Consider the following 25,572-nt stretch of genomic DNA (forward strand, 5'->3'; position numbering starts at 1 on the left):
TGCTGTCATATCAATATTTAGAAATGAAAAGAGGAAAAGAAAATGAGTGAAGTTCAGATTTTAGAAAGCGTACAGCAATTTATGGCGCGTCAACATGGACATTTTATTGATGGAAAGTTAGTTGCTGCCGAGCATTTAGATAAAGTCGATATTGTAAATCCATCCACTGAACAAGTTGTTGCTCAAATTAGTATGGGCAATCAACAAGATGTCGAAAATGCGGTGAAAAGTGCTGAATATGCTTTTCAAAATGCTTGGGCTGAAACGACGCCGTATGAACGTGGCGTTAAACTGAACAAGCTAGCAGACCTAATTGAGCAATATGGTGAAGAACTTGCACAGCTTGAGTCGTTGTCTACCGGAAAACTCATTAATATTTCTCGTCATCTTGAAGTCGCACAATCTGTTATTTTCTTAAGATATTTTGCTGGTTGGGCAACCAAAATTAATGGTCAAACCATGCAACCCTCTATTCCTTCTATGCAAGGTGAAAAATATACGGCCTTTACTTTAAGACAACCGATTGGTGTGGTTGCAGGGATTGTGCCTTGGAATTTTTCACTCATGATTGGAGTTTGGAAAATCGGCTCAGCTTTAACAACTGGCTGTACCATTGTGCTTAAACCAAGTGAGTTTGCCAGCTTATCTTTATTACGTTTAGCTGAACTTGCCATTGAGGCAGGTATCCCAGCCGGTGTAATTAATGTCGTTACGGGTAAGGGCGATACAGGACAATATTTAATTGAGTCGCCACACGTTAAGAAAGTCTCGTTTACAGGTTCCGTACCAACAGGTATTGCGATTGGTAAACTCGCGATGAACAGCAATTTAACCCGTGTAAGTCTGGAGCTCGGTGGTAAAAATGCCATAGCTGTTTTGGCTGATGCAAATATTGATGAGATATTACCGACTTTACTACAAGCAACTTTTGTGCATCAAGGTCAAGTTTGCGCATCGCCAGAACGGTTTTTTGTACACCACACAAAATACGATGAATTAGTCGAGAAACTTTCTAAAGCACTTTCGCAGTTCAAAATTGGATCGGCTATGGATGAGGGAAGTATGTTCGGACCACTTTCTAATCAACCACATTTTCATAAAGTAAAACATTATTTAGATATGGCAAAAGCCAATAACCAGATTATTGCTGGTGGTGAGGCTTTAGATCAGACTGGGTATTTTGTACAGCCGACTTTAATTTCCTTTAAAAATACGGATGATCCTTTATTTTCAGAAGAAACCTTTGGTCCAGTGGTGGGGGTAATGTCATTTGAAACTGATGAAGAGTTTATTCAGCTTATGAACCAGTCACGCTTTGGTTTAACCGCAAGTATTTGGACAAATGACTTGTCTAAAGCCTTGCGGTTAATTCCTAAAATTGAAGCAGGAACCTTGTGGGTCAATATGCATACATTCTTGGACCCATCTGTTCCTTTTGGTGGTGTGAAAGCTTCGGGAATTGGCAGAGAATTTTCAGATGCATTTATTGAAGATTACACCGAATTAAAATCAGTCATGATTCGGTATTAACTTTAAAATCCAGATATAAAAAATGGCCTTTATAGGCCATTTCTTTTGAATTATTAAATTAACCTAATAAAAAATCTTTTAAAATTTTATTAAAAGCTTCTGGTTGCTCTACATTTGAAATATGAGATGCATCTATTTCTGCAAGTTTTGATTGCGGAATACGTTGCTGCATAAACTCACCATCTGCAATCGTGGTTACAGGGTCTTGGGTTCCAGCAATCACTAATACAGAAATTTTGATGTCTTTTAACTGCTCACGAACATCCGCTTTAGCCAAAGCCTCACAACAATTGGCATAACCCATTGCGCTGCCAGCACTTAAGTCGTTACACAGGTTGTTGACAATTGAAGCATGACTTTGGATAAAGGGATCTGTAAACCATCGCGAAGCTGCTGTAGCTGCGATCGGTTGTAAACCTTGCTCACGTACTAATTTTGCACGGTCAAGCCATGCTTGTTCTTGTCCGATTTTAGCGGCAGTATTTGCCACAACCACATGACTAAAACGGTCTGGGTAGTGAATCGCCAGCCATTGGCCTGTTAAACCTCCCATGGAAATTCCACAAAAAGCAGCTTTGCTAATATGCAGGTGGTCGAGTAAACGGACAACATCTTCACCTAGTTGCTCTACCGTATATGGGCCGTCAGGCGTAGAGGATGAACCGTGACCACGGGTGTCATAGCAGATCACAAAAAATTGATCTTTTAACTCATTAAACTGTTTTTGCCACATGCCATAATTGGTGCCCAAAGAATTGGAAAACACCAGAGCAGGGGAAGATGGCTCGCCAAAGGTTTGATAGTTAATTTGTGCATCGGCAGATTGAAAAGATGGCATTTGTTTTTCCTTAAAGTGCTTCAACACGTTCAATAATCAGTGCAATTCCTTGACCTACACCAATACACATCGAACATAAGGCATAACGACCACCTATTTGTTCAAGCTGGTTTAAGGCTGTGGTGACTAGGCGTGCACCTGATGCACCAAGTGGATGACCCAAAGCAATCGCACCACCATTTGGATTTACCTTGTTGCTATCGTCTGGCAACCCTAAATCACGAGTCACGGCCAAAGCCTGTGCAGCAAATGCTTCATTGAGCTCAATTACATCCATCTGATCTAAAGTCAGATTGGCTTGTTTAAATAATTTTTTAATGGCTGGTGCCGGAGCAAAGCCCATAATGCGCGGTTCTACACCCACAGCTGTTGAAGCAATGATCTTGGCACGTGGTTTTAAGTTGTAGCTTTGCACGGCTTCATCAGAAGCAATAAGCAATGCTGCTGCACCATCGTTAATACCTGAAGCATTACCCGCAGTGACTGTTCCCTCTGCTTTTACAACTGGTTTCAGTTTGCTTAAACCTTCGAGGGTCGTTGATGCACGTGGATGCTCATCAGTATCAATTACAACAGCGTCACCCTTACGCTGAGGGATTTCAACTGCCACAATTTCTTTAGAAAAAAAGCCTTTGGCTTGCGCGCTTGCGGTGCGTTGTTGGCTCACCAAGGCAAACTGGTCCTGATCTGCACGATTAACGTTAAACTGTTCAGCCACGTTTTCGGCAGTCTGGGGCATGGTGTCTACACCATACAATTCTTTAAGTTTAGGGTTAATGAAACGCCATCCCATGGTGGTGTCTTCAATCTTCTGGCTACGACCAAAAGCGGTGTCTGACTTACCCATTACATAAGGTGCACGGCTCATACTTTCCACACCGCCTGCAATTACCAAATTGGCTTCACCGGCTTTAATAGCACGGGCAGCAATGGCAATGGCATCGAGTGAAGAACCACACAAACGGTTAATGGTGGTTGCCGGCACCTGATACGGTAAACCTGCAAGCAGTGCCGACATACGACCGACATTGCGGTTGTCTTCACCGGCTTGGTTGGCACAGCCATAGATCACATCATCGACCTGTTCCCAATCTACACTCGGATTACGCTGCATAAGTGCTTTAATCGGCACAGCACCAAGGTCATCGGCACGGACAGGAGCAAGGCCACCGGCATAACGGCCGAATGGGGTACGGATGGCATCGATGATATAAGCGTTTTTCATTCTTACATTTCCATTTTGAGATCTGTTGCTGTCATTGCTACATCGTTAGACTTTTCAGCATTTGCTAGTGCTGATCATGGTTACTAAATTCAAAGTAGTCATGACGGAGTCTTATCGTGTTGAGTCAAATGCCAGTAGCTAATTCTTGTCACTTTTTTAAAAAAGTAACCAAAAACCTTTGTTGAACAGAGGAGGCTTCCATGCCTCCCTGTCCAACGGGCGACATCCATGTCGCCTGTCACGATAGTAAATTACGGTAAAATCTAAATTAATAAGCAAGAACCGTATTCAAAGAGTTCCATTCAGTGTTTCGCGTTGGCGACATGGATGTCGCCTCATTGCTCAGCACAACAGGGAAGTTGTGTCTGAGTAACAAAGGTTTTTGTTACTTTTGACCTTTCAAAAGTAAGGTATTGCCTATACAAAGGGCTTTCGAAGATCACTATCATTTACAGGCAATGATGGTAGTAGCACTGGCTATTAGGGCTTTGCTATTCAAACCTTACCCTTGAGTCGCATCAATCAAAGTTGCACCCGTTAAAGCCTGTAACTCATCAAAACTAAGACCTTCAACTTTCTCAATCACCTTTAAACCATCTTTAGTCACGTCAATCACACAAAGGTCGGTGTAAATACGATCAACACAGTGTTTACCTGTAACCGGATAAGTGAGCTCAGCCACAATCTTCGGTTCACCTTGTTTGGTCACATGATCGGTAGTGATAAATACTTTTTTAGCACCTACAGCTAAATCCATTGCACCACCAACAGCAGGAATCGCATCCGGTGCACCTGTGTGCCAGTTCGCCAAGTCACCATTTGAAGCAACCTGAAATGCGCCAAGCACGGCAATGTCGAGGTGACCACCACGCATCATCGCAAATGAATCACCATGGTGGAAAAAGCTGCCGCCTTTGAGCATGGTCACAAACTCTTTACCTGCATTAATCAGTTCAGGGTCTTCTTCACCTGCCGCTGGCGGTGGGCCGAAAGCCAACAGGCCATTTTCAGAATGAAGAAAAATATCTTTGTCATTCGGTAAATAGCTTGCAATCTTGGTCGGTAAACCGATGCCCAAATTCACATAGGCACCATCTGGAATATCTTGTGCCACACGTTTTGCAATCTGGTCACGGCTGAGTTTCTGGTAGCTCATGTTATTTCTCCTTATTGCTTACTGTGCAGGCGCTACTTGTACAACGTGCTGTACAAAGATACCTGGGGTGATGATGTGCTCTGGGTCTAATCCACCTAGCTCCACAACTTCTGAAACCTGAGCAATCGTGACATCAGCAGCCATCGCCATAATCGGACCAAAGTTACGTGCAGATTTACGGTAAACCAGATTGCCCCAGCGGTCGCCCTTGTAGGCTTTAATCAAGGCAAAGTCAGCCTTGATTGGATATTCAAGTACGTAGTCTTTACCATCAATCTCGCGGGTTTCCTTACCTTCAGCTAGAAGTGTTCCAAAGCCTGTTGGGGTAAATACAGCACCTAATCCCATACCAGCAGCTTGGATACGGCAAGCCAGATTGCCTTGTGGCACGACTTCAAGCTCAACCTTTCCGGCACGGTACAATTCATCAAACACGTAAGAGTCGGACTGACGTGGGAAAGAACAAATCACTTTTTTAACCGAACCGGCTTTAAGCAGTTTCGCCAGACCGTAATCGCCATTACCGGCATTGTTGCTGACAATAGTTAAATCTTTAACACCGAGTTCAATTAGTCCATCAATGAGTTCAGCGGGTTGTCCTGCGGTACCAAAACCACCAATCAGAATGGTTGCACCATCTTTAATCTGCGATAGAACCTCGCTTAGTGAGGACTTACTTTTGTCAATCATGTGAGAAACCTTAGAGCATGAGGTAACGTGATGTATTACTACCGCTAAAAATTTATTTAAATTCTTAAGGGTAGTAATAAATAGAATAAATTTTGTGAGTCAAAAGCGAACTTTTAACTCACATACACTTTCAATTAAGCGCTAGCGCGACGGCGTTCAACTTCAGTTGACGGTGCAGCAGCAGCATCTTTAACAAGTTCGATGTTAAATGTGATGTGTTTGAAAGCGTGATCTAAACCACGGCGTTGAATTTCAGCTGGGTCAGTCACATCAACTGCTGTTGCAACTAAACCATCACGAGTAGCGAAGGCAAAGTCATCCCATAGGTACTCATCACCCTCAATGTTGAATTGAGTAGTCAGCTTGCGATAACCCGGTGCTGATACAAAGTAGTGAACGTGAGATGGACGGTTACCATGACGGCCTAATTTGTTAAGAAGAGCCTGAGTTGTGCCTTCTGGTGGGCAACCATAGCCTACTGGCATAGTCGTTAATGCAACATATTTACCATCTGCATCAGTCAAAATACTACGGCGTAAGTTAAAGTCAGATTGAGACTTATCAAAGAAAGAGTAGTTCCCCAAACTGTTAGCATGCCATACTTCAACTTTAGCGTTTTCAATGATATTGCCATCAGTATCAGTTACTTTACCTTCAATAATTAAGGTATCGATTTTGCCAGATTCAGTGCCATCATCCATACGGGCAAAACCAACAGATTCAGGCGCACCAGCGACATAAAGTGGACCTTCAATGGTACGAGGTGTGCCACCAGTAACACCAGCTTTGGCATCAGCTTCATCTGCACGTAAATCAAGATAGTGCTCTAAACCTAAACCAGCAGCCAAAAGTCCAAGTTCGTTTGCTTGACCTGCATCTGTGAAATATTCGAGACCCTTCCATACTTCTGACGGTTGGATATCTAAATCTTCGATCGCTTGAAATAAATCCCCGAGAAGGCGCACCACAATTTGTTGAACACGTGCATCGACTTGACCTTTTGCAGTGTCGACATTCATTTGTTTTACAAGCGCATCAATTTGTTGACGGTTCATACTAAAACTCCTTAAGTATGCAATACGGTTTTGGGTGGCAGCGCTGCGGGCATTTTGTTTTGCTAGCGAATAGTTGCTACCACGTTCCTTGTTACCTTCTGAATAAATATGCTTAGTTTTAAATGGACTTCAGAAATCACATTTAAAAAATTATTTTGGTTTACGAATCATCATCACGAACAGAAGAAGGGTGGCGATTGAGTGCCATCACTTCGATGTTCATGTAAGGATAAAGTGGTAAACCCTGTAAAATGTTGTGCAATTCTTCATTGCTCTCGACATCAAAAATACTGATGTTTGAGTACTGGCCTGTAATACGCCAGATGTGGCGCCATTTACCTTGACGCTGTAAGTCTTGCGAATAGGCTTTTTCAACAGCCTTAATTTCATTTGCTTTGTCTGCTGGCATATCAAGTGGAATATGCACATCCATACGTACATGAAATAACATGGGAAACTCCTTATCCTGTTGCCTTAACGACGTAACTTTTCAACTTTATCTTCATCAATTTCAATGCCTAAGCCCGGAGCCGTTGGCAAGTGCAATTCAAAGTTTTCATAACGCAGCGGTTCTTTTAAAATTTCTTCGGTAAGTAATAACGGACCAAATAATTCTGTGCCAAACGCTAATGTTTCAAAGGTCGCAAACGCATGAGCAGAAGCGATACTACCTACAGGGCCTTCAAGCATGGTGCCACCATAAAGATCGATACCCGCTAAACCTGCAATCTTGGCAACTTCACATGCTTCGATCAGACCACCTGATTGTTCAATTTTCACCGCAAATACATCTGCACCATGATTTTTTGCAATACGGTATGCGCTGTCAGGGCCTGTTAAAGCTTCATCTGCCATAATTGCAACATCAAAACGGCGTGTTAAACGAGCAAGTGCTTCGGTATTTTGAATAGCACAAGGCTGTTCAATTAAATCAATTCCACCATCTTGGAGTTGCTGAATACCTTGAATACATTCAAGCTCTGACCATGCACGATTTACATCAACACGTACACTAATATCTGCACCGAGTGCTTTTTTAATTGCAATCACATGGTCAACATCGTGTTGCAATGGGCGTGAGCCGATTTTGAGTTTGAACGTGTTATGACGTTTTAACTCAATCATTTTTCGAGCTTCAGCAATATCTTTTTCTGTGTCGCCAGACGCGAGTGTCCAAAGTACAGGTAAACTATTACGCAGACGTCCACCTAAAACTTCGCTTAATGGCACGCCGAGTCGTTTTGCCTGAATATCAAGTAGGGCAGTCTGAATGGCACATTTCGCAAAACGGTTACCATTAATATTCTTACGGATCAATTTGAGTGTTTGTGCAACGTTTAAATCTTTAACTGATGTGAGTAATGGTGCAAAGTAAGTATCAATATTAGTTTTGACACTTTCAGGACTTTCTTCACCATAGTTCAGTCCACCAATGGTGGTGGCTTCACCCCAACCGACAATACCATCCATGGTCGTAATTTTAACGAGCACCAAAGTCTGAGTACGCATGGTCGTTACAGACAACTGGTGAGGACGGATAGTTGGAATATCCACAAGTATGGTTTCTATGGTTCTATACATGAAGTTTCAACTATTTCAAACTTGTTTACATACCATAGAAGAATGTAATAGCCTAAAATAGATATAGAACGGTATTTTAAGATACTAAAAAGGTATATTAATGGAATTAAGACATCTACGTTATTTTGTTACCGTTGTTGAAGAACAAAGCCTGACGAAAGCTGCGGAAAAGCTTTTTATTGCTCAGCCACCTTTAACACGTCAAATCAAAAAACTAGAAGAAGAGCTAGGCATTGATTTGTTTGTGAAAGGCTCACGTCCATTAAAAGTGACCGAAGCAGGTTTGTTTTTTTACCAACATGCCGTTCAAATTTTAACGCATACCGCTCAAGCTGCTTCGATGGCTAAAAAAATGAAGCTAGTCGAGAACGTGGTTAAAGTGGGTTATGTAAGTTCACTTCTTTATGGGCGATTACCGCAGGTCATTTATCTATTTAGACAAAAAAATCCTGACATTCATGTCGAGCTTATTGAATGTGGCACACGAGATCAGGTCGAAGCTTTAAAGTTAGGAAAAATCGATTTAGGTTTTGGCCGATTGCCAATTAGTGACCCAGCAATCAAACGACTTTTACTCAGAAAAGAAAAGTTAAAACTCGCGATTCATAAGAAGCACCCATTAAGTGAATTCCAAGAGTCAGGAATCTATTTATCCCAAATTATTAATGAGACTATTTTTTCTTATCCAACCACACCTAAACCAAATTTTTCGACCACTATTCAAGCTTTATTTACCAAGTTAGGGCTTGTTCCCGCTAAGTTTACTGAAGTGCGAGAAATTCATATGGCACTGGGGTTAGTGGCATCCGGCGAAGGTATTTGTATTATTCCAGAAAGCGCCTGTGATATCGGCATGAAAAATTTAACTTACTTAAATATCTTAGATTTAGAAGCCTATAGTCCAATCTCTCTATCCATGCGCAACATGGATCAAAGTTCTTATATTCCCAAAATTTTAGATTGTATTGAAGAGATCTATAGCGAAGAAGATGTGTCTAGAAATTTGAATTTATAACTTTTTAATACGACTTAAATTGACATATCATGTTATTTTTAAACTTTAAACCTATAGGTAATATTTAAAAGGAATTATTGGATGAGAAAAATTTTAGGTTTAGCTTCACTTATTATTTCTACTAGCGTTGTACATGCAGAACAATTAAAAGAACAAGAAAAAACCTCTCCTTATAGCGCGAATGTTACTTTTGCTAGTCAATATATTTCACGTGGTTTCCAACAAACTTGGGGCAAACCTGCCTTGCAAGGTGGCCTAGATTATATTAATCCGAATGGCTTTTTTGTTGGGACTTGGGCATCGAGTGTGAGTTCTAACTATCTTCGGGATGCTTCTGTTGAGTGGGATGTTTATACAGGCTATTTAAAAACAATCGATAAATTTTCATTAGGAATGTCGGTTTTTTACTATTACTATCCAGGCGCAAAAAGTATGCCTGAAACGGGCAGTACATCTTATAACTATGGTGAAATCGTACCTCAAATTGGTTATGGTCCTTTAAGTCTTAAATATTTTATTACCTATACGCCAGATTATGCCGGTTATAACTCTAAAACCATGGGTGGACCCGCTGGTAAGCGTTCTAGAGGTTCAAGTTATTTAGATCTTAACTTCACCCAACCTATTAATGACACTTGGACTTTTGGGGCTCATTATGGCTATGAGCGAATCAAAAATTTTTCAGAGTCTAATTTTCAGGATGTTAAAGCCGAACTCATTAAAGATTTAGGCGATGGTTGGAGTACAGGACTGGCTTATACAAAAGCATGGGATAAAAATAGCTACTATAAAAAGTATAGTAATGGTGAGGCAGGTGCACCTGTTTCAAATCCGATTGATTCGACTTTTACAGTGTCTGTAAAAAAGGTCTTTTAATTTAAATTGATTAAGCAAAAATAAGACCAGTTAATACTAGTCTTATTTTTTATTTTCAGTTGTTATTTCTTGATGATTAAAGCTAACTTACCTACATGTTGCCCTTGATCTAGGAACTCATGAGCTTGGCGAGCTTCTTCAAGATCGAATGTTTTGTATAATAAGGGTTTTATCTGTCCTTTTGAAATTAAAGGCCATACCTTTTCTTGAAGTGCTGCCATCACTTCAGCTTTAGCTTCTGCAGATTGAGAGCGTAGGGTAGCGCCTGTATGAGTTAGGCGTTTAGCTAACATTGGAAAAATATTGACTTTATCCGCTAACCCTTTAAGCACACCTATTTGCAATATTGTCCCGTTCATTGCAGCGACTTCATAATTTCGCTGGATGTAATCTCCGGCAATAATATCCAAGACAAAATCCACACCTTTACCATCAGTATGTTTTTTTACAACTTCAACAAAGTCATCTTCATTATAATTTATGGCTACATCAGCACCAATTTTTAAACTCGCCTCTTGATGTTCTTTACTTGATACGGTTGTAAAAATTTGGGTTGCTCCAAAAGCTCGAGTTAACATCGTTGCGGTAGTACCAATTCCTGAAGTACCACCATGTATTAAAATTGAACTGTTTGGGCGGAATTTGGCATGTTGGAAAAGGTGTGACCAAACTGTCATGAAGGTTTCTAGTAAAATTCCACCTTCAATTAATGTTAGACCTTCAGGAATAAAGAGTACGTTGTCTTGATGGGCAACAACATATTCAGCATAGCCACCACCCGGAACTAATGCACAGACTTCATCTCCAGCTTTAAACTTAGTGACTTGCTTGCCCACTTGTTTAACAATTCCGGAAACTTCTAGACCAGGAATGTCAGTCACACCCGGCGGTGGTGCATACAAACCTTTGCGTTGCATTACATCTGGACCGTTAATACCTGCTGCAATAACTTCAATTAATATCCCATCATCTGTTAATTCAGGCATAGGTCTTTCACTAACTGTAATAACTTCAGGGCCGCCAGCACCGTTAAAAGTGATACATTTCATAAAGTTGTTTCCTTATTAGATATTGTTTGTTAAATAAGCGGAATTTAGACTTAATGCTCAATGCCGCTTAGGATGAAAAATAATTAAGATTGAGCTTTTTTCTTACCCAAGGTGATGGCAAGTGCTAACTCCATGAATTTTCCAAAAGGAGCATGTAAGAAGCTTGGTAAATTCCAGCGGCCCTGATCAAAGATACCTTTTGCATGGCTCATAGAAAGAAAACCTTCAATTCCATGATAAGCCCCCATACCACTTGGGCCGATGCCTCCAAACGGTAGATCGTCTTGTGCCACATGAATTATGGTGTTGTTAATACCAACGTTACCTGAAGTCGTACGTCGTAGCAGTTTTTTGCAATCCGCATCTTTTTCGCCAAAATAATAAAGAGCAAGCGGTCGGTCTCGTTCATTGATGTAGTTAATCACTTCATCAATATCACGGTAGGTACGCACGGGTAGAATTGGGCCAAAGATTTCTTCTCTCATAATTGCATCATCATCTTTTGCTCCCACAACAAGTGTTGGAACAAGCGTACGAGCGCGATTCTTTGCCGATTCAGGTTTGATTCCTAGTTCAATGATTCGTGCGCCATTTTGTTTTGCACTATCAAGTAAGCCTTGTAAACGAGCATAATGATGTTCATTAACAATTGAAGTGTAATCATCACAGTCTGGCCCGTTTGGATAGAACCGAGAGACTGTCGCGTTGTATTCTTCAATAAATGCTTCTAAATCATCTTCATGAACAAGAGCATAATCTGGAGCAACACATGTTTGTCCACCATTAGATAATTTTCCATAGGCAATACTGGTCATGGTTCTCGAGTTTACGTGGCCTCGACCTACAATAGCTGGACTTTTACCACCTAATTCAAGAGTGAGCGGAACGAGGTTATCACTTGCTGCTTTCATGACTTTACGGCCTACAGGTGTGCTTCCTGTAAACAATAGATGATCGAAAGGTAGTGCACTAAATTCAGCACCAACTTCAGGTCCACCTAAAACAACCGCAACTTCTTCTATAGAAAAGTTCGCCGCAAGCATGCGTGAGATCACTTCACTTGTTCGAGGGGTGAGTTCCGATGGTTTAAGCATTGCTCTGTTACCGGCAGCAATCGCTGTAGCAAGAGGAATAAGCGTAAGAGAAATAGGGTAGTTCCAAGGAGCCATGACCCCAATAACCCCTTTAGGCTGATATTCTATATGAGCACTAGCCGAGCGATAAAATAAGCTGACATGACGCTTTTCTGGCTTCATGAAACGGCGTAAATTACGCGTTAAATAATCGATGGACTGAACAATACCCACAAGTTCCATGACATCTGTTTCATGATATGAACGGTGTCCAAAATCTTCACTTGCAGCAACTTGTAATTCACTACGATATTCAATGACAGCAGCACGAAGCTTTGCAAGATTTGCTTTACGCTGTTGAAGTGTTGGTGGTTCAGCTTTCAAAAAAGCTTTGCGTTGTCGAGAGAGTATCTCTGATGCATTTAAAGTGCTGCTTACTTCATTGAGAGTATTCATCTTAAACCTCAAAACATAGCTTAACGATCCTAAGCTAACTGACTGATGATTAAAGTTTAGTCGGTAGATTTAATACGACCTGAGCATCTTCAATAACATCGAGACGAAGAATAGTAGATGCGCCCAACTGATCTAGAAGCTGGCTCACATGGCCGCCATGGCGTGTCACTTTTACCTTGCGCGGGAAAAGTTTTTCACCAAACGAGAGAACATTGGTTTGCACTAGAGTTTGATGCCATTCACCATCGACTGAATGCAACATCGTGGCTTTACCCATGCGGGATTCAGACTTAACTCTTTTTAATGACGGAGTTGCGGTTGTTAGGCTGATATCTAATTTGTTGTAAGTTGAAAGTGTTGCTTCAACTTTTTTCTTATCAATCTTTACATCAATTTCAGCTAGCCATTTTGGAAGTTGATAACCATATACGCCACGTACACGTGCTATTTCAGTGTCGACAGGTAAAGCTAATACGTGCGCATAAAAATGACGTTTACGAATCGAGTTAATCAGCTCTAAAGCATGCGGACCATGAGCTTTAGGTTTACGCACGACAATAGCGACAGACGCTTCATTGTATGGATCATTATCACAAACTGAATAAGTGAAGAAGGTGAGCGCAACTAGTCCATAACCTGGAAAAGCTTCCAAGGGTACTAGAGGCGAAGGTAATTTTTTCTTTAACAGCTTAATTGGAGCAAGCATCAAAACTTGCACATTGCCGCTACGATAATAAAAGTTGGGAGCCCACACAGGTCCCACTCTTGATTCAACTAATTTTTTAGGAATGCTACGGAAAAAATCTATATTTCCAGCTGCAGGATCTTTTGCAACTTCATCTAAATCAGGATTCATTCTAAAGCGGTCATAGTAACCACCTTTTGGAACTTTAACTTTCTGTTGACCAAATTCAACTTCAGTGAACGCTTTATTTGTATTCATAATTGGTTAACCTTTAAATTGATCGGCTGAGTAGCTGATAATCTTTAAAAGCAGATATCAACTTTCTACCTGTAGGTTTACTATAAGTTTAAAGCTCACTTGAATGTCAATATGCTATTTTCTAAGAATTAAAAACTGGTTGTAACGAATTTAAAATAACTTTTGATAAGAATAGATAGAGCTGATTATTTTCAAGATTGTCTAAAGAAAATCCTTAGTTTTTAGTATTGTAGAAATTATTTTTTTACACTTTTTAAACGTTGTTTTTACTAAAATCTATTGACCTTAAAGTGAACTTTAACCTTACTATGTTATGACTATCCATGAGGGTAGGATTGAAAATTTACATGTACTTATTACGAATTAATTAGAGCATACATAGTAAATCGATAGTGTAACTTTTACACAGGAGAAACAAAAATGGGATATGTCACAACAAAAGACGGCGTAGATATTTTTTATAAAGATTGGGGCCCGCGCGATGCTCCTGTAATTTTCTTCCACCATGGTTGGCCGCTCAGTTCAGATGACTGGGATGCGCAAATGCTTTTTTTCCTTAAAGAAGGTTTTCGTGTAGTTGCTCATGACCGCCGTGGTCATGGTCGTTCAACTCAAGTCTGGGATGGTCATGATATGGACCATTATGCAGATGACGTTGCTGCTGTTGTTGAGCATTTAGGTGTGCAAGGCGCGGTGCATGTAGGGCATTCAACAGGTGGTGGTGAAGTAGCGCATTATGTTGCTCGTTATCCTAATGACCCTGTAGCTAAAGCCGTTTTAATTAGTGCTGTTCCTCCACTCATGGTAAAAACTGAAAGTAATCCAGATGGTTTACCAAAAGAAGTTTTTGATGACCTTCAAAATCAACTTTTTAAAAATCGTTCACAATTTTATCATGACGTACCAGCTGGTCCATTCTATGGATATAACCGACCAGGAGCGAAAGTATCAGAGCCTGTGGTGTTAAATTGGTGGCGTCAGGGCATGATGGGCGGAGCAAAAGCTCATTACGATGGAATTGTTGCCTTCTCTCAAACAGATTTTACTGAAGATCTCAAAAAGATCGAAGTTCCAGTTCTTATCTTACATGGTGAAGATGATCAGGTGGTTCCTTTTGAAATTTCTGGTAAAAAATCTGCAGAACTCGTTAAAAACGGTAAATTAATTAGTTACCCAGGATTCCCTCATGGAATGCCAACTACAGAAGCAGAAACAATTAACAAAGATCTTTTAGCATTTATTAGAAGTTAAGTTTAAAAAAAAGGGCAGCCAAAATTGACTGTCCTTTTTTTGCACCAAGTAATCTGGTTCCAGGCATTAGCGCTTCACCAGACCGTATGCTACAGGCCCGTTTATTTAACTATGCGGATGCTGATTTCTGGAACTATCGTGAAGATGATAACGATTATTTCAATTAACCTCTCCAGAAGCGTTAAGACGAGATTTTTGAGAGCGATTGATGATTAAAGCTGAGGCCAAAGGTACCGCTACACCAATTGATGAGCCGAATATTGGTGGAAACCCAACTAAATTTAACTATCCTGTGAGCAGTATTGTGATTGGCTCCAAGATGAAAATTTTACTGGGACGAGCAAAAGGTACAGTGATGGTATATTCACGTATTGCAGAAGATGGAAGTTTGAAGAGTTTAACGCTTTCTAATTTTTCAATTGATTATGTTCATCAATATGTTTTAGCAGATGCAACATATGGTAAAGATAAAAGTAACTTACAATTACCAATTTTTACTTTTAATATTGAAAAACCTTTGAAATTTCATTATCAATTTCCAATTGGTTTTAAAAGCGATGAAAAGCTTAATCATTTATATTTAACACCTCAAGCAAGGACCGCTTATAAAGAGGCTTTAGCTTTACCTGAAGCAGTCATACCTTTATTAGATTTAGATTTTGGTACATTAACTCAAAATTCATCTTCAAAGATTCGGTTTAACTAATATTATTTAAAAGAGAATAGAACTTTATTGTTTTCAGATAATATATTTAAAGTAACCAGAATTTTTATAAATAAATTAAAATATAAAAATATTATTGTATATAAAAGAAATAATCGTAGCCCTTTCTTCTCATAATAAGTAGAAAGGGCTCTTTAAAATTATTTTTTAGCTGTCGATTTATCGAGTGATGGATATGGAACAGGCATATTTAATGCCAATTGTGCATCTTTCACTACATCAAAACGTAGAACTTTATTGGCTCCTAATTCATCAAGTAATTTACTCAGTGGTCCACCGCTTTTTACAATTTGAACATTCTTTGGAAAAAGCTTTTGTCCAAATGCCAAAGTATTAGACTCTACAGAAGTGCTGTGCCATTTCCCATCTACCAATTGATACATAGTTTTTGTTTCAATACGAGATTGTGGTTTCACGGTTTTAATTTCTGGCAACGGTGCAGCTATACTTAAATCAGGTTTACCATCAGTATTATAAATATGAGCTTGAACTGATTTATCATCAATTTTCATATCAATAGGTGTTAACCATTTTGGTAATTGGTAACCATACACACCACGAACACGAGCAATTTCTGTATTTACTGGTAATGCGAGTACATGGCCATAATATTTATGATTACGCATTGAACTTAATAATTCTGTGGTATTGAAGTGATGAGCACCAGGTTGGCGCACGACCACAGCAACAGAAACTTCATCATATGGGTCGACATCACCCACTGCATAAGAGAAGAATGTTAATGAAACCAAACCATAGCCTGGAATAGGTTGTAATGGTTCAAGTGGAGCAGGGAGTTTTGCCTTTACTTTAGAAATCGGAGCAAGTATCAAGAGTTGGATATTACTCGTACGGTAATAAAAATTCGGAGACCATACTTTACCAACTCTGGTATCTACAAGTTTTTTGGGAATAGTACGGAAATAGTCAATATTTCCAGCGGCAGGATCTTTTGCAACTTCGTCTAGATTTGGGTTCATACGAAAACGATCGTAATAGCCACCTTTTGGAACATTAACTTTATAGGGCCCAAACTCTACAACTGTTGTTTCCTGTGAAGTGCTTGAGTTTGAGGGTTGTTGTACAGAACTTGAATTAGTCTCAACCGCTTGAGCTGAGAAACTCAATAATAAACTTACGGATAATGCAGTAACTGTTTGAGGTAGATTAAGCTTGTTGAACATTGATATGTTCCTCCTATAGACCATATATTAATGCTAAGATTAAAGTAAGGTTGAAGGTCAAGCATTTTTATCGATATTTTAAACTTTATTTAAAAAGAAAATTAGAATATTAAAAAATAAAAGATATGATTTTTTATGAATTAAAAAAGAGAACCAGAATATAAAATTCTGGTTCTCTTTTTTTAACTATTTTAATAAATTACTTAAGGGTACTTAAGCGTTTAACAACGGCTTCGGCAATTTCTTTACTAGATTGAGGGTTTTGTCCAGTAATGATTCTGTCATCCGATACTACATATGACGTAAATGGAAGAAAGCCTTGTTTATATTTAGCACCATGGTTAATTAAGCTATTTTGTAAGGAAAATGGAACTTGAGATTTAATTCCAGATAAAGTTTCTTCTTTATTAGCAAAACCAGTAACAGTTCTACCTGAAATGAGTGGTTTCCCATCTTCACCTACCAGAGGTAATAAGCCTCCCACACCATGACAAACCGCTGAAACGATACCGCCTTGGCGATAAATGCTTTCACTAATATTTTTTAGTTCTTTATTATCTGGGAAGTCCCACATTGTTCCATGTCCACCCGTATAATAAATTGCTTTATAGCGTGTTGGATTGATATTGCTTGGTGCCAAAGTGTGGTTTAAGCGATACATAAACTGGCGGTCAGCTAAAAGTTTTCGAGCTGATTTATCAACGTAAATAGGTTTCATACTACGTTCATCAAGTGGTACGACTCCACCTTGAGGGCTGACAAAATCCATGTCATAGCCAGCAGCTTTAGCGACATCATAAAAATGAGTTAATTCAGTAAGCCATAAGCCAGTTTTATCTGAACGAGTCGGATAGGCTGAATGATTTGTCATGACGACTAAAATTTTACCTTTGCTTTTAGCCGTTTCTTGATTTTGTACTTGATCAGATGCATTTGCATAGCTTACTGATAGAAAAGCCATAAAAATGGCAATGAACCAACGCTGAAAACTCCAAACTTTAGGCATTGTAGGCTCCTCATGTTTACCTATTGAGCATCCTATGCTTAAAGTAAGGTTTAAGGTCAAGGTTTTTTCAAAAACCGCCGATGAATGGCAAGATAATGAGTTCTAGAATAAGAAATTTCAAATATGAAATAGATTTCATATTTGAAACAATGGTTGGTTTTCAAGTTATTGAATTTAAATGTAAAAATAGTGGCATGTAATTTGCTCCAGTAGGATTAGCTACAAGGAGTAAATAATGAATGCAAATCATATCCTGCAATTGAGTGCAATATTGCAGCAGAATCTAGGGCTAATCCCTCATGAAATTCAGTTAAAAAAAATGAGTGGTGGAGCTATCCAAGAAAATTGGCTAGTTCAATTTGAAGATTTTGCATTAGTACTGCGTAAAAACGCTGAATCTAGTGTAGAGGCTAGTTCAGATCGGGAGCAGGAATTTTTACTTTTAGATCGGTTATATCACTTTGGCATTAAAGTACCAGAGCCACTTTATTTTGAGAAGTCACCTAACTTTTTAAATAGTGATTTCTTCATTATGAAAAAAATCGACGGCGTAACAGAAGGCCATAAATTAGTTCGAATTACAGAAGAAGAAAAACGTAAAAAGATTACTCAAGACATTGGCAAGCAACTTGCCTTAATTCATACCATTCAATCAGATGAAGTATTAGAGAAACTACTTCCTAAGCCAGATAAAGATCAGTATTTAGAAAAAAAGCTTACAGGTTTTCTAGAGCAACTGGATCACTTAAAAAGACAGCGTCCTATCCTTGAGTACGCTATTCAATGGATGTTTAACAATCTTCCAAAAGTCGATGATTTGGTCTTAGTCCATGGTGATTACCGCATTGGTAACATCATGGTTAATGACGATCAGATTTCAGGAATCCTAGATTGGGAATTTACTCAATGGGGCGATCGGAGAGAAGACCTAGGGTGGTTTACTTCTAAATGTTGGCGTTTTGGTCAAGATGAAAATATAGCTGGGGGAATAGGTTCATATAAAGACTTTGCGAAAGCTTACGCTGAAATTTCCGATATTTATATCCCTGAATTTGAAATGAAGTTTTGGCATGTACTGTCTCATGTTCGATGGGCAATTATTGCGATGCAGCAGTCTGACCGAAACAACGAGATGGATACTCCATCACTGGAACTCGCCTTAACAGAATTTTTAGTTCCCCGCCTTGAAAAAAATATTCTGGAAATATTGGGAGAAAAAGAATGAACGAGCAAAAAATAATTGACCTGATTAAAGCCAGTCAGGCTGTCATTAAGAATGAGCTTTTACCGCAATCGGACAGTCAGAAATATAACTTGTTAATGCTCATGAGAAGTTTAGAAATTTTGCAGGCTTATATTTTGCAAAAGGATATTTCTACATTGCATCGTTCAGGCATTGTGCAAGATTATTTTTCTTTTCCAATCAAAGATGTTGATGAGGCAATTCAATTGTTTATTAGCGATATCCGTGAAGGTAAACAATTGGATCAAACATTTGAGATATTAAAAGCACTTAATTCGGAAGAGTTAAAAATTACTGAACCAAAGGCAGCTCAACATGGATAAATATCGGCTACGAATTTATTTGGTTCGACATGGGCACGTTTCATATTTTGATGCAGATAAGAACCCGATTAATCCTAAGTTTGCGCAGTTATCCGAACGAGGAATAGAGCAAATACAACAGCTTGCTCATCAACTACAAGATGTTAGTTTTGAAAAAATTTACTCATCTACCATGCCTCGTTCCATACAGACCGCAGAGATTTTGAATAGCTATCAAAACGAGCCTAAAGACATTCAGTCATTTGATGACATTCGGGAAATTAAAGCGGGGCGTTTAAGAGAAATTTCGTTGGATCGCGCTGAGCTTGAAATCAAAAAGGCCTATCAGTTCCATAAAAATAACCTTGAATTATTTGTACAAGGCGAAAGTTGGTCGCTCTTTATTACTCGTGTACTGACATGGTTTGAAAACATGATTTTAACAGCAGAAAAAGACCAAAATATCCTGATTTCTTCACACGATATTGTAAATCGAATACTCATTAATTGGGTATATGGACATGACTTCAAAGATGTTTATTCGCAGGAACAAGATTATGGCTGCTTAAATATTCTTGATCTAACGATTGAAAATCAAAAGGTAATAAGCAAACGAATCAAGCTTCAAAATTTCACGCCGTACAATCTGATTAAAAATGAGCTATTTAATAGCGCTATGGATGATGTGTATGAAACTTATATCGCGACGCAAGGTTTTAAATTAAAGGAGCTCAGCTCATGATCACATTATCTAGTGAATTATTAGAACTACAGCAGAAAGTTAGAGAATTTATTCAACAAGAGGTGATTCCATTAGAAAGTGATCCTCGTCAAGATAGCCATGGCCCTAGTGAAGCTTTACGCCAAGAATTGGTGAGTCGCGCGCGTCGTCGGGGACTGCTCACTCCCCATGCAACTCAAGAAATGGGAGGGCTTGGATGGTCGCATCTGCAAAAGGCTGTAGCTTTCGAAGAAGCAGGATATTCTGCTTTAGGTCCAATCGCTTTAAATATTCATGCGCCAGATGAAGGAAATATTCATCTATTAGATGCTGTCGCAAACGATGCACAAAAAGAAAGATGGTTAAGAAAACTGGTAGCTGGAGAAATTAGATCTTGCTTTGCCATGACGGAACCGGCGCCGGGAGCTGGCTCGGATCCATCCATGCTTCAAACAACAGCAATTGAAGATGGCGATGATTATATTATTAATGGTCGTAAATGGTTAATTACAGGAGCTGATGGAGCGAGCGTTGCAATTATTATGGCAAAAATGGAAGATGGCTCCGCTTCAATGTTTTTAACCGACACTAATGTTGAAGGTTTTATATTAGAAAAAAATATGAATGCTATGGACTCATGCTTTTCAGGGGGACACGGCATTTTACGCTTTGAGAACTTACGTATACCTAAAGAAAATGTTTTGGGTGAAATTGGTAAAGGCTTTAAATATGCTCAAGTTCGCCTTGCACCAGCACGTTTAACACATTGCATGAGATGGCTGGGACAAGCTAGGAGAGCACATGATATTGCTACTCAATATGCGCGAGAACGGCAATCTTTTGGTAAGAGATTAGGCGACCATCAAGGTGTGGGTTTTATGCTTGCCGACAATGAAATGGATATCTTAACGACTCGATTAGCCGTTCATTATTGTGCGCAGGTTTTAGATTTGGGTGAGAAAGGAAATTATGAGTCAAGCTTGGTTAAAGTGATTAGCTCTGAAGGTATCTGGCGTGTGGTGGATCGGTCAGTTCAGATTTTAGGTGGTCAGGCCATGACGGATGAATCAATAGTCTGCAAGATTTTTAAAGATGCACGTGGTTTTAGAATTTATGATGGTGCAAATGAAGTTCACCGCATGAGCATTGCTAAAAAACTATTAGGGAAGCAGGCATAATAAAACAGGGATAAGAGAATGAATATTTTTGATGTAAAAGATAAATATATTTTAATTACGGGTGCTTCAAGTGGTCTAGGGCATCACATAGCTGAATTATTTGCAAAAGAAGGTGCCAATATCGTTATTTGTGCTAGACGGTTAGAGCGATTGAAAGAATTAGAATCGCATATAAAAAATGAATTTGGCGTACAAGTTTATACCTTTGCATTAGACGTAAATGATCGTTCCGCTGTGAAAGATATGCTTAGTTCTTTAGAAACTGAAGGAGTCACAGTAGATGTGTTAATTAATAATGCTGGGGTGAGTGATACAAAGCGTTTCTTAGACTATAACGATGAAGATTGGGATAAGATTGTAGATACTAACCTTAAAGCCCCTTGGCAATGTGCACAAGAAGTTGTGCAGCATATGATTAAGGCTGATCGTAAAGGATCGATCATCAACATTACGTCAATTCTGTCTCAGTCTACCAACCTTGGTGTTAGCCCATACTGTGCATCGAAGGCTGGATTACGCCATTTAACAGAAGTTATGGCAGTAGAACTGGCTAGATTTGGTATAAATGTAAATGCTATCGCGCCAGGCTATATGATTACTGAAATTAATGAAGAATATTTAACTGGCGAATCTGGACAACAGCTTTTAAAGAAAATTCCAACAAGGAAGTTTGTAGAATTTGATGACTTAAATGGACCTTTACTGTTACTTGCTTCGCAAGCAGGTCAGGGCATAACAGGTATCGAAATTAAAGTCGATGGCGGTCATAGCGCTGCGCCTATATAAAACGTTTTTTAATGGAGTAAAAAATGCTTAATCGAAAACCAATTAATATTTTGGTCACCTATATTAAAAAACCTAATATTAATGGTTTTCGATCTTTGGTTGAGCAGGCGATTAGTGAAGTAGAGTCGAACGAAATCGATTTGGTGGAATGCCATATTTCCGATGTCCAAGATGTTGCTCAAAGCTTAGTGGAAAATGGCTGTCAGGTTCTTCTATGTACTGGAGCAACCGCAAGTTTTCTACAAAAGAAATTAAACATTGATATACAGGTTATTCGAACTGGTACTTTTGATGTCATTCAGGCCATATCAAACTTAAAACAATATAAGCGCATTGCTTTGGTGGGTAATACATCTACAGTTGACCTTGAGAACTACTCAGATATTTTTGCTTTAGATATACAACAGTTTAACTATGACTCATATTTAGATGCTAAAAAAACAATTCATTTAATTAAAAATCAAGGTCTTGATGCGATTATTGGTTCACCTGTTGCAGTAGAGTTAGCTCTGAATGAAAACCTAGTCGGGCATTTGGCGATTAGTGTGCCGTCTTTAAAAGACCTGCTGCAAAATGCCTTACGTACGCTTGAAAAAATTCGCAGAGAACAATATTCAACCTTACGTTTAACCGAGATCTTTAATCACTTAAATGAAGGCATTTGTTTTATTACAAAGCAAAAAAAGATTTCTTTAATTAATAATTCAATGAGTTCGTTACTTGAAAAAGACTCTTCAGATGTTTTAAACAAATCAGCATTAGAAATTTTTGAAGGTTTAAACTTTGATATAGACAAAGAAAACAGTCATCAACTCGTTCAATTTAAAAATTTAAAACTTGCTGTATATATTTCCAAACTAAAAAATGACTACATAGATGGTTATATCTTAAGAGTGCAGGAACTAAACGCATTAGAGCAGTCTAATAGTCAGTTTAGAAAGGTTTCATCAAAGAACTTCAATACAAGATATACCTTTGATCAGATTTTGACGCAAAACGCAAACTTCCAACAAATCATCAAGTTATCCAAAGCATATGCAAAAACCGATAGTACCATTCTCATTACGGGTGAAAGTGGTACGGGTAAAGAAGTTTTAGCACAAAGTATTCATAATCATAGCAGTCGTTATAAAGCACCATTTGTTGCAATCAACTGTGCATCTTTTCCGGAAAGCTTGTTAGAAAGCGAATTATTTGGTTATGAAGAAGGTGCTTTTACTGGAGCGAAAAAAAATGGGCGTATTGGTCTCATTGAAGCGGCTCATACAGGTACGCTTTTTTTAGATGAAATTGGTGATATGCCATTACATCTACAAACTAGATTTTTACGAGTCTTACAAGAAAGACAAATTAACCGCTTAGGCTCAGTGGTGAGTCATCATTTAGATATACGTGTGATTGCTGCAACTCATGCGAACTTAGAAGAGTTAGTACGAAATGGAACCTTTCGGGCAGATCTCTACTATCGTTTAAATATTTTAAGAGTGTATACGCCGTCTTTAAAAGAGCGAAAAGAAGATATCTTGTATTTAGCAAATTCCTTTCTAGAGAAATATAGAAAAACACTGGATGATTTGCCGAATATTTTACAGAAGGCTTTTTTACACTATTCTTGGCCTGGCAATATCCGCGAACTTGAAAATATTATTGAAAGAATCAATGTTCTGTTACAGCTTGATCATGAAATTTTAACTCCAGAATTTTTAAAGCAACAATTACCCGAGCTATTTCAATCTCAAAGTCACCATACGGCGCAACCTTTATTAAAAGAGGTAAAGGTTAATCAAGAATTGAATCTAATTGAGCAAACGCTTGCAGAAGTAGATGGCGATTTAGACCTTGCTGCACAAAAGCTTGGGATTAGTCGAACGACCTTATGGCGTAGAATGAAACTCATAAATCATTAATTTCAAAATTGAAATTTTTTCAAAAAAGAAAAATAGAAAAATTGAGTAAGTTGTTGAAAATAATAATAAAATAATTTGGCATCATAGTTGCATTGACTCATATAAGCATCTGAATCAGTTGCTAAATTGTGTGAGGAAATAAGAATGACGAATGGATTAATGATGCATTGTAATTTAAACATTACTTCAATAATGCAGCATGCTTTGACAGTTTACGCAGATCAAGAAATTGTGACTTTGAAAGCAGATGGGATAAGTAAACACCGATATACATATAAAGATGCTTTCGAACGTGTAGCTCAGTTTGCTAATGCGCTAGACCGATTAAATATAAGTTCTGATGCTAAAGTCGGAACCATGGCATGGAACTCATATCAGCATTTTGAATTGCATTATGCCATTCCATGTACAGGAAGAATTTACCATACAATTAACCCTAAATTGGCACCTGAACAACTCATTCAAATTATCAATTCTGCTCAAGATGAAGTGCTCATTATTGAACCTGATTGTTTAGCATTAGTTGATTCTATGTATGACAATATAAAGCAAGTCATTAAACATTTTATTGTGCTTGGTGATCCGAATAAAAATCTAAAAGCACAATTTGATTTTATTTTTTATGAAGAACTCATTGCTCCAGAGCAGTCTTATTATGATTGGCCAGATATTCCTGAAGAACGTGCAAGTGGTCTTTGCTATACCTCGGGGACAACGGGTGATCCTAAAGGTGTTCTTTACTCCCATCGTAGTACCGTATTGCATGCATTAATGCTCGCTATGCCCAATGCGATTGGCTTGACACATGCTAGCTGTATTATGCCTTTGGTTCCTCTTTATCATATTAGTGCATGGGGAATGCCATTTAACGCCGTTTTATCGGGGGCAAAAATTGTTTGGCCTCATTCATTTGCGGGTCAAACCGAGAAAATTTTTAATTTGATCCAATCAGAGCACGTCGATATTTCTATGGCTGTTCCGACCATCTGGAATTCTTTTAAAAATTATCTTGAAGAACACCATATTTCGTCAGTCAGTTTAAAACGGGCGATATCTGGTGGTTCAGCGGCGCCATATTCGCTTATTGAGTCTTTGAGCCATTATGGAATTTCTGTTGAAAATGCTTGGGGAATGACTGAAACAAGTTCAATGGCAGTCTGTAATCGAGTAGATCAAATCAAAAATAATATCGAAACCCAATCAATTAAATGCGGCAAACCTATCTTTGGTATTCAAATGAGATTGCGTGATGAGAATCATCAATTGCTTCCTCACGATGGGATGCATGAAGGCATTTTAGAAGTACGTGGTCATACAATTGCCAAACAATATATCAATCAAACCAAAGCAGTAGAAGAAGAGGACAAATGGTTCGATACAGGAGATATCGCGTGCATAGATGAATATGGATATATGCATATTACAGACCGTGCTAAAGATATGATTAAGTCAGGAGGAGAATGGGTCAGTAGTGTTGAAGTTGAAAATGCCGCGATGGGATATGAAAAAGTTGCAGAAGCCGCTGTTATTGCTGCCAATCATCCCAAATGGGGAGAACGCCCACTTTTAATATTGGTGCCGAAGTCTCCACAAGAAAAAATTGAACATTCAGAAATTGTCGTTTTTCTATCATCCAAATTACATAAATGGGCCATTCCGTCAGCAACCATATTGGTTGAAGAAATACCGCATACGCCTACTGGAAAAATCAGTAAAAAAATATTGAGAGAACGTTATCACGACTATTTTATCAATAGTGCTTTTGCTGAATGTAAATAATGAT

The 25,572-nt window shown here is 38.7% G+C and carries 24 protein-coding genes and 1 pseudogene; 13 read left to right on the plus strand and 12 right to left on the minus strand.

The window, feature by feature from the left end:
• Nucleotides 1-42: 42 nt before the first annotated feature.
• Complete coding sequence (locus ABLB96_RS10745; RefSeq protein WP_348896615.1) at nt 43-1,530, plus strand: NAD-dependent phenylacetaldehyde dehydrogenase; 1,488 nt, start codon at nt 43-45, stop codon at nt 1,528-1,530.
• A gap of 58 nt (nt 1,531-1,588) precedes the next feature.
• Here ABLB96_RS10745 and pcaD read toward each other — a convergent pair whose 3' ends face one another.
• The 7 genes from pcaD to ABLB96_RS10780 form a co-directional block, all read right to left on the minus strand.
• A complete protein-coding gene (gene pcaD, locus ABLB96_RS10750; RefSeq protein WP_348896616.1) occupies nt 1,589-2,368 on the minus strand; it encodes a 3-oxoadipate enol-lactonase in 780 nt (259 codons plus the stop codon).
• Between the two features lie 10 nt (nt 2,369-2,378).
• On the minus strand, nt 2,379-3,593 hold the full coding sequence (gene pcaF, locus ABLB96_RS10755; RefSeq protein WP_348896617.1) for a 3-oxoadipyl-CoA thiolase: 1,215 nt from the start codon (nt 3,591-3,593) through the stop codon (nt 2,379-2,381).
• A gap of 502 nt (nt 3,594-4,095) precedes the next feature.
• Entirely contained in the window at nt 4,096-4,749 is a 654-nt protein-coding gene (locus tag ABLB96_RS10760) for a 3-oxoacid CoA-transferase subunit B (RefSeq protein WP_348896618.1), read from the minus strand.
• A gap of 18 nt (nt 4,750-4,767) precedes the next feature.
• Nucleotides 4,768-5,439 (minus strand): 3-oxoacid CoA-transferase subunit A, encoded by a 672-nt coding sequence (locus ABLB96_RS10765; protein WP_017386040.1) that lies wholly within the window; start codon nt 5,437-5,439, stop codon nt 4,768-4,770.
• Between the two features lie 134 nt (nt 5,440-5,573).
• Nucleotides 5,574-6,494 carry a catechol 1,2-dioxygenase gene (catA, locus tag ABLB96_RS10770; protein WP_348896619.1) on the minus strand — a complete coding sequence of 307 codons (921 nt, stop codon included), beginning with the start codon at nt 6,492-6,494 and terminating at the stop codon, nt 5,574-5,576.
• A 160-nt stretch (nt 6,495-6,654) separates the two neighbouring features.
• The gene (gene catC, locus ABLB96_RS10775) at nt 6,655-6,945 is read right to left on the minus strand and encodes a muconolactone Delta-isomerase (protein ID WP_000897236.1); all 291 of its coding nucleotides are present in this window, start codon (nt 6,943-6,945) and stop codon (nt 6,655-6,657) included.
• Nucleotides 6,946-6,968: 23 nt separating this feature from the next.
• The gene (locus ABLB96_RS10780; RefSeq protein WP_348896620.1) at nt 6,969-8,075 is read right to left on the minus strand and encodes a muconate/chloromuconate family cycloisomerase; all 1,107 of its coding nucleotides are present in this window, start codon (nt 8,073-8,075) and stop codon (nt 6,969-6,971) included.
• Between the two features lie 100 nt (nt 8,076-8,175).
• Between ABLB96_RS10780 and ABLB96_RS10785 the strand changes: the two genes are divergently transcribed.
• The gene (locus ABLB96_RS10785) at nt 8,176-9,090 is read left to right on the plus strand and encodes a LysR family transcriptional regulator (RefSeq protein WP_348896621.1); all 915 of its coding nucleotides are present in this window, start codon (nt 8,176-8,178) and stop codon (nt 9,088-9,090) included.
• A gap of 81 nt (nt 9,091-9,171) precedes the next feature.
• Entirely contained in the window at nt 9,172-9,966 is a 795-nt protein-coding gene (locus ABLB96_RS10790) for a TorF family putative porin (RefSeq protein WP_348896622.1), read from the plus strand.
• Nucleotides 9,967-10,028: 62 nt separating this feature from the next.
• Here the strand turns inward: ABLB96_RS10790 and ABLB96_RS10795 are convergent, their stop codons facing one another.
• From ABLB96_RS10795 to ABLB96_RS10805, 3 genes are all read right to left on the minus strand, one after another.
• A complete protein-coding gene (locus ABLB96_RS10795; RefSeq protein ID WP_348896623.1) occupies nt 10,029-11,015 on the minus strand; it encodes an NAD(P)H-quinone oxidoreductase in 987 nt (328 codons plus the stop codon).
• 83 nt (nt 11,016-11,098) lie between these two features.
• Complete coding sequence (locus ABLB96_RS10800) at nt 11,099-12,544, minus strand: coniferyl aldehyde dehydrogenase (protein WP_348896624.1); 1,446 nt, start codon at nt 12,542-12,544, stop codon at nt 11,099-11,101.
• 49 nt (nt 12,545-12,593) lie between these two features.
• Entirely contained in the window at nt 12,594-13,487 is an 894-nt protein-coding gene (locus ABLB96_RS10805; protein WP_348896626.1) for an acetoacetate decarboxylase family protein, read from the minus strand.
• 420 nt (nt 13,488-13,907) lie between these two features.
• Between ABLB96_RS10805 and ABLB96_RS10810 the strand changes: the two genes are divergently transcribed.
• From ABLB96_RS10810 to ABLB96_RS10820, 3 genes and pseudogenes are all read left to right on the plus strand, one after another.
• Entirely contained in the window at nt 13,908-14,738 is an 831-nt protein-coding gene (locus ABLB96_RS10810) for an alpha/beta hydrolase (protein WP_272377295.1), read from the plus strand.
• A gap of 35 nt (nt 14,739-14,773) precedes the next feature.
• Nucleotides 14,774-14,860 (plus strand): annotated as a pseudogene (locus ABLB96_RS10815) (catalase); the annotation flags it as partial.
• An 86-nt stretch (nt 14,861-14,946) separates the two neighbouring features.
• Entirely contained in the window at nt 14,947-15,444 is a 498-nt protein-coding gene (locus ABLB96_RS10820; RefSeq protein ID WP_348896628.1) for a hypothetical protein, read from the plus strand.
• Nucleotides 15,445-15,602: 158 nt separating this feature from the next.
• Here the strand turns inward: ABLB96_RS10820 and ABLB96_RS10825 are convergent, their stop codons facing one another.
• Complete coding sequence (locus ABLB96_RS10825) at nt 15,603-16,646, minus strand: acetoacetate decarboxylase (RefSeq protein WP_348896629.1); 1,044 nt, start codon at nt 16,644-16,646, stop codon at nt 15,603-15,605.
• A gap of 199 nt (nt 16,647-16,845) precedes the next feature.
• Nucleotides 16,846-17,652 carry a type 1 glutamine amidotransferase domain-containing protein gene (locus tag ABLB96_RS10830; RefSeq protein ID WP_348896630.1) on the minus strand — a complete coding sequence of 269 codons (807 nt, stop codon included), beginning with the start codon at nt 17,650-17,652 and terminating at the stop codon, nt 16,846-16,848.
• Nucleotides 17,653-17,887: 235 nt separating this feature from the next.
• On the opposite strand from ABLB96_RS10830, the gene ABLB96_RS10835 reads away from it, so the two are divergent.
• The 7 genes from ABLB96_RS10835 to ABLB96_RS10865 all read left to right on the plus strand — a co-directional run bounded on the left by ABLB96_RS10835 (nt 17,888) and on the right by ABLB96_RS10865 (nt 25,568).
• Nucleotides 17,888-18,877, plus strand: coding sequence for a phosphotransferase family protein (locus tag ABLB96_RS10835; protein ID WP_348896631.1), 990 nt, complete (start codon nt 17,888-17,890; stop codon nt 18,875-18,877).
• Nucleotides 18,874-19,218: a hypothetical protein gene (locus ABLB96_RS10840; RefSeq protein ID WP_348896632.1), complete on the plus strand. Its 345-nt coding sequence runs from the start codon at nt 18,874-18,876 to the stop codon at nt 19,216-19,218. The genes ABLB96_RS10835 and ABLB96_RS10840 overlap by 4 nt, the downstream gene beginning before the upstream one ends.
• Entirely contained in the window at nt 19,211-19,939 is a 729-nt protein-coding gene (locus tag ABLB96_RS10845; RefSeq protein WP_348896633.1) for a histidine phosphatase family protein, read from the plus strand. The genes ABLB96_RS10840 and ABLB96_RS10845 overlap by 8 nt, the downstream gene beginning before the upstream one ends.
• The gene (locus ABLB96_RS10850) at nt 19,936-21,096 is read left to right on the plus strand and encodes an acyl-CoA dehydrogenase (protein ID WP_348896634.1); all 1,161 of its coding nucleotides are present in this window, start codon (nt 19,936-19,938) and stop codon (nt 21,094-21,096) included. The genes ABLB96_RS10845 and ABLB96_RS10850 overlap by 4 nt, the downstream gene beginning before the upstream one ends.
• Nucleotides 21,097-21,114: 18 nt before the next feature.
• Entirely contained in the window at nt 21,115-21,882 is a 768-nt protein-coding gene (locus tag ABLB96_RS10855) for an SDR family oxidoreductase (protein ID WP_348896635.1), read from the plus strand.
• A gap of 23 nt (nt 21,883-21,905) precedes the next feature.
• Nucleotides 21,906-23,789, plus strand: coding sequence for a sigma 54-interacting transcriptional regulator (locus tag ABLB96_RS10860; protein ID WP_348896636.1), 1,884 nt, complete (start codon nt 21,906-21,908; stop codon nt 23,787-23,789).
• 144 nt (nt 23,790-23,933) lie between these two features.
• Nucleotides 23,934-25,568, plus strand: a complete 1,635-nt coding sequence (locus ABLB96_RS10865) for a long-chain-fatty-acid--CoA ligase (protein WP_348896637.1) — start codon at nt 23,934-23,936, stop codon at nt 25,566-25,568.
• Nucleotides 25,569-25,572 lie beyond the last annotated feature (4 nt).

It is taken from the genome of Acinetobacter sp. XH1741 (assembly GCF_041021895.1).
Lineage (GTDB): Bacteria > Pseudomonadota > Gammaproteobacteria > Pseudomonadales > Moraxellaceae > Acinetobacter.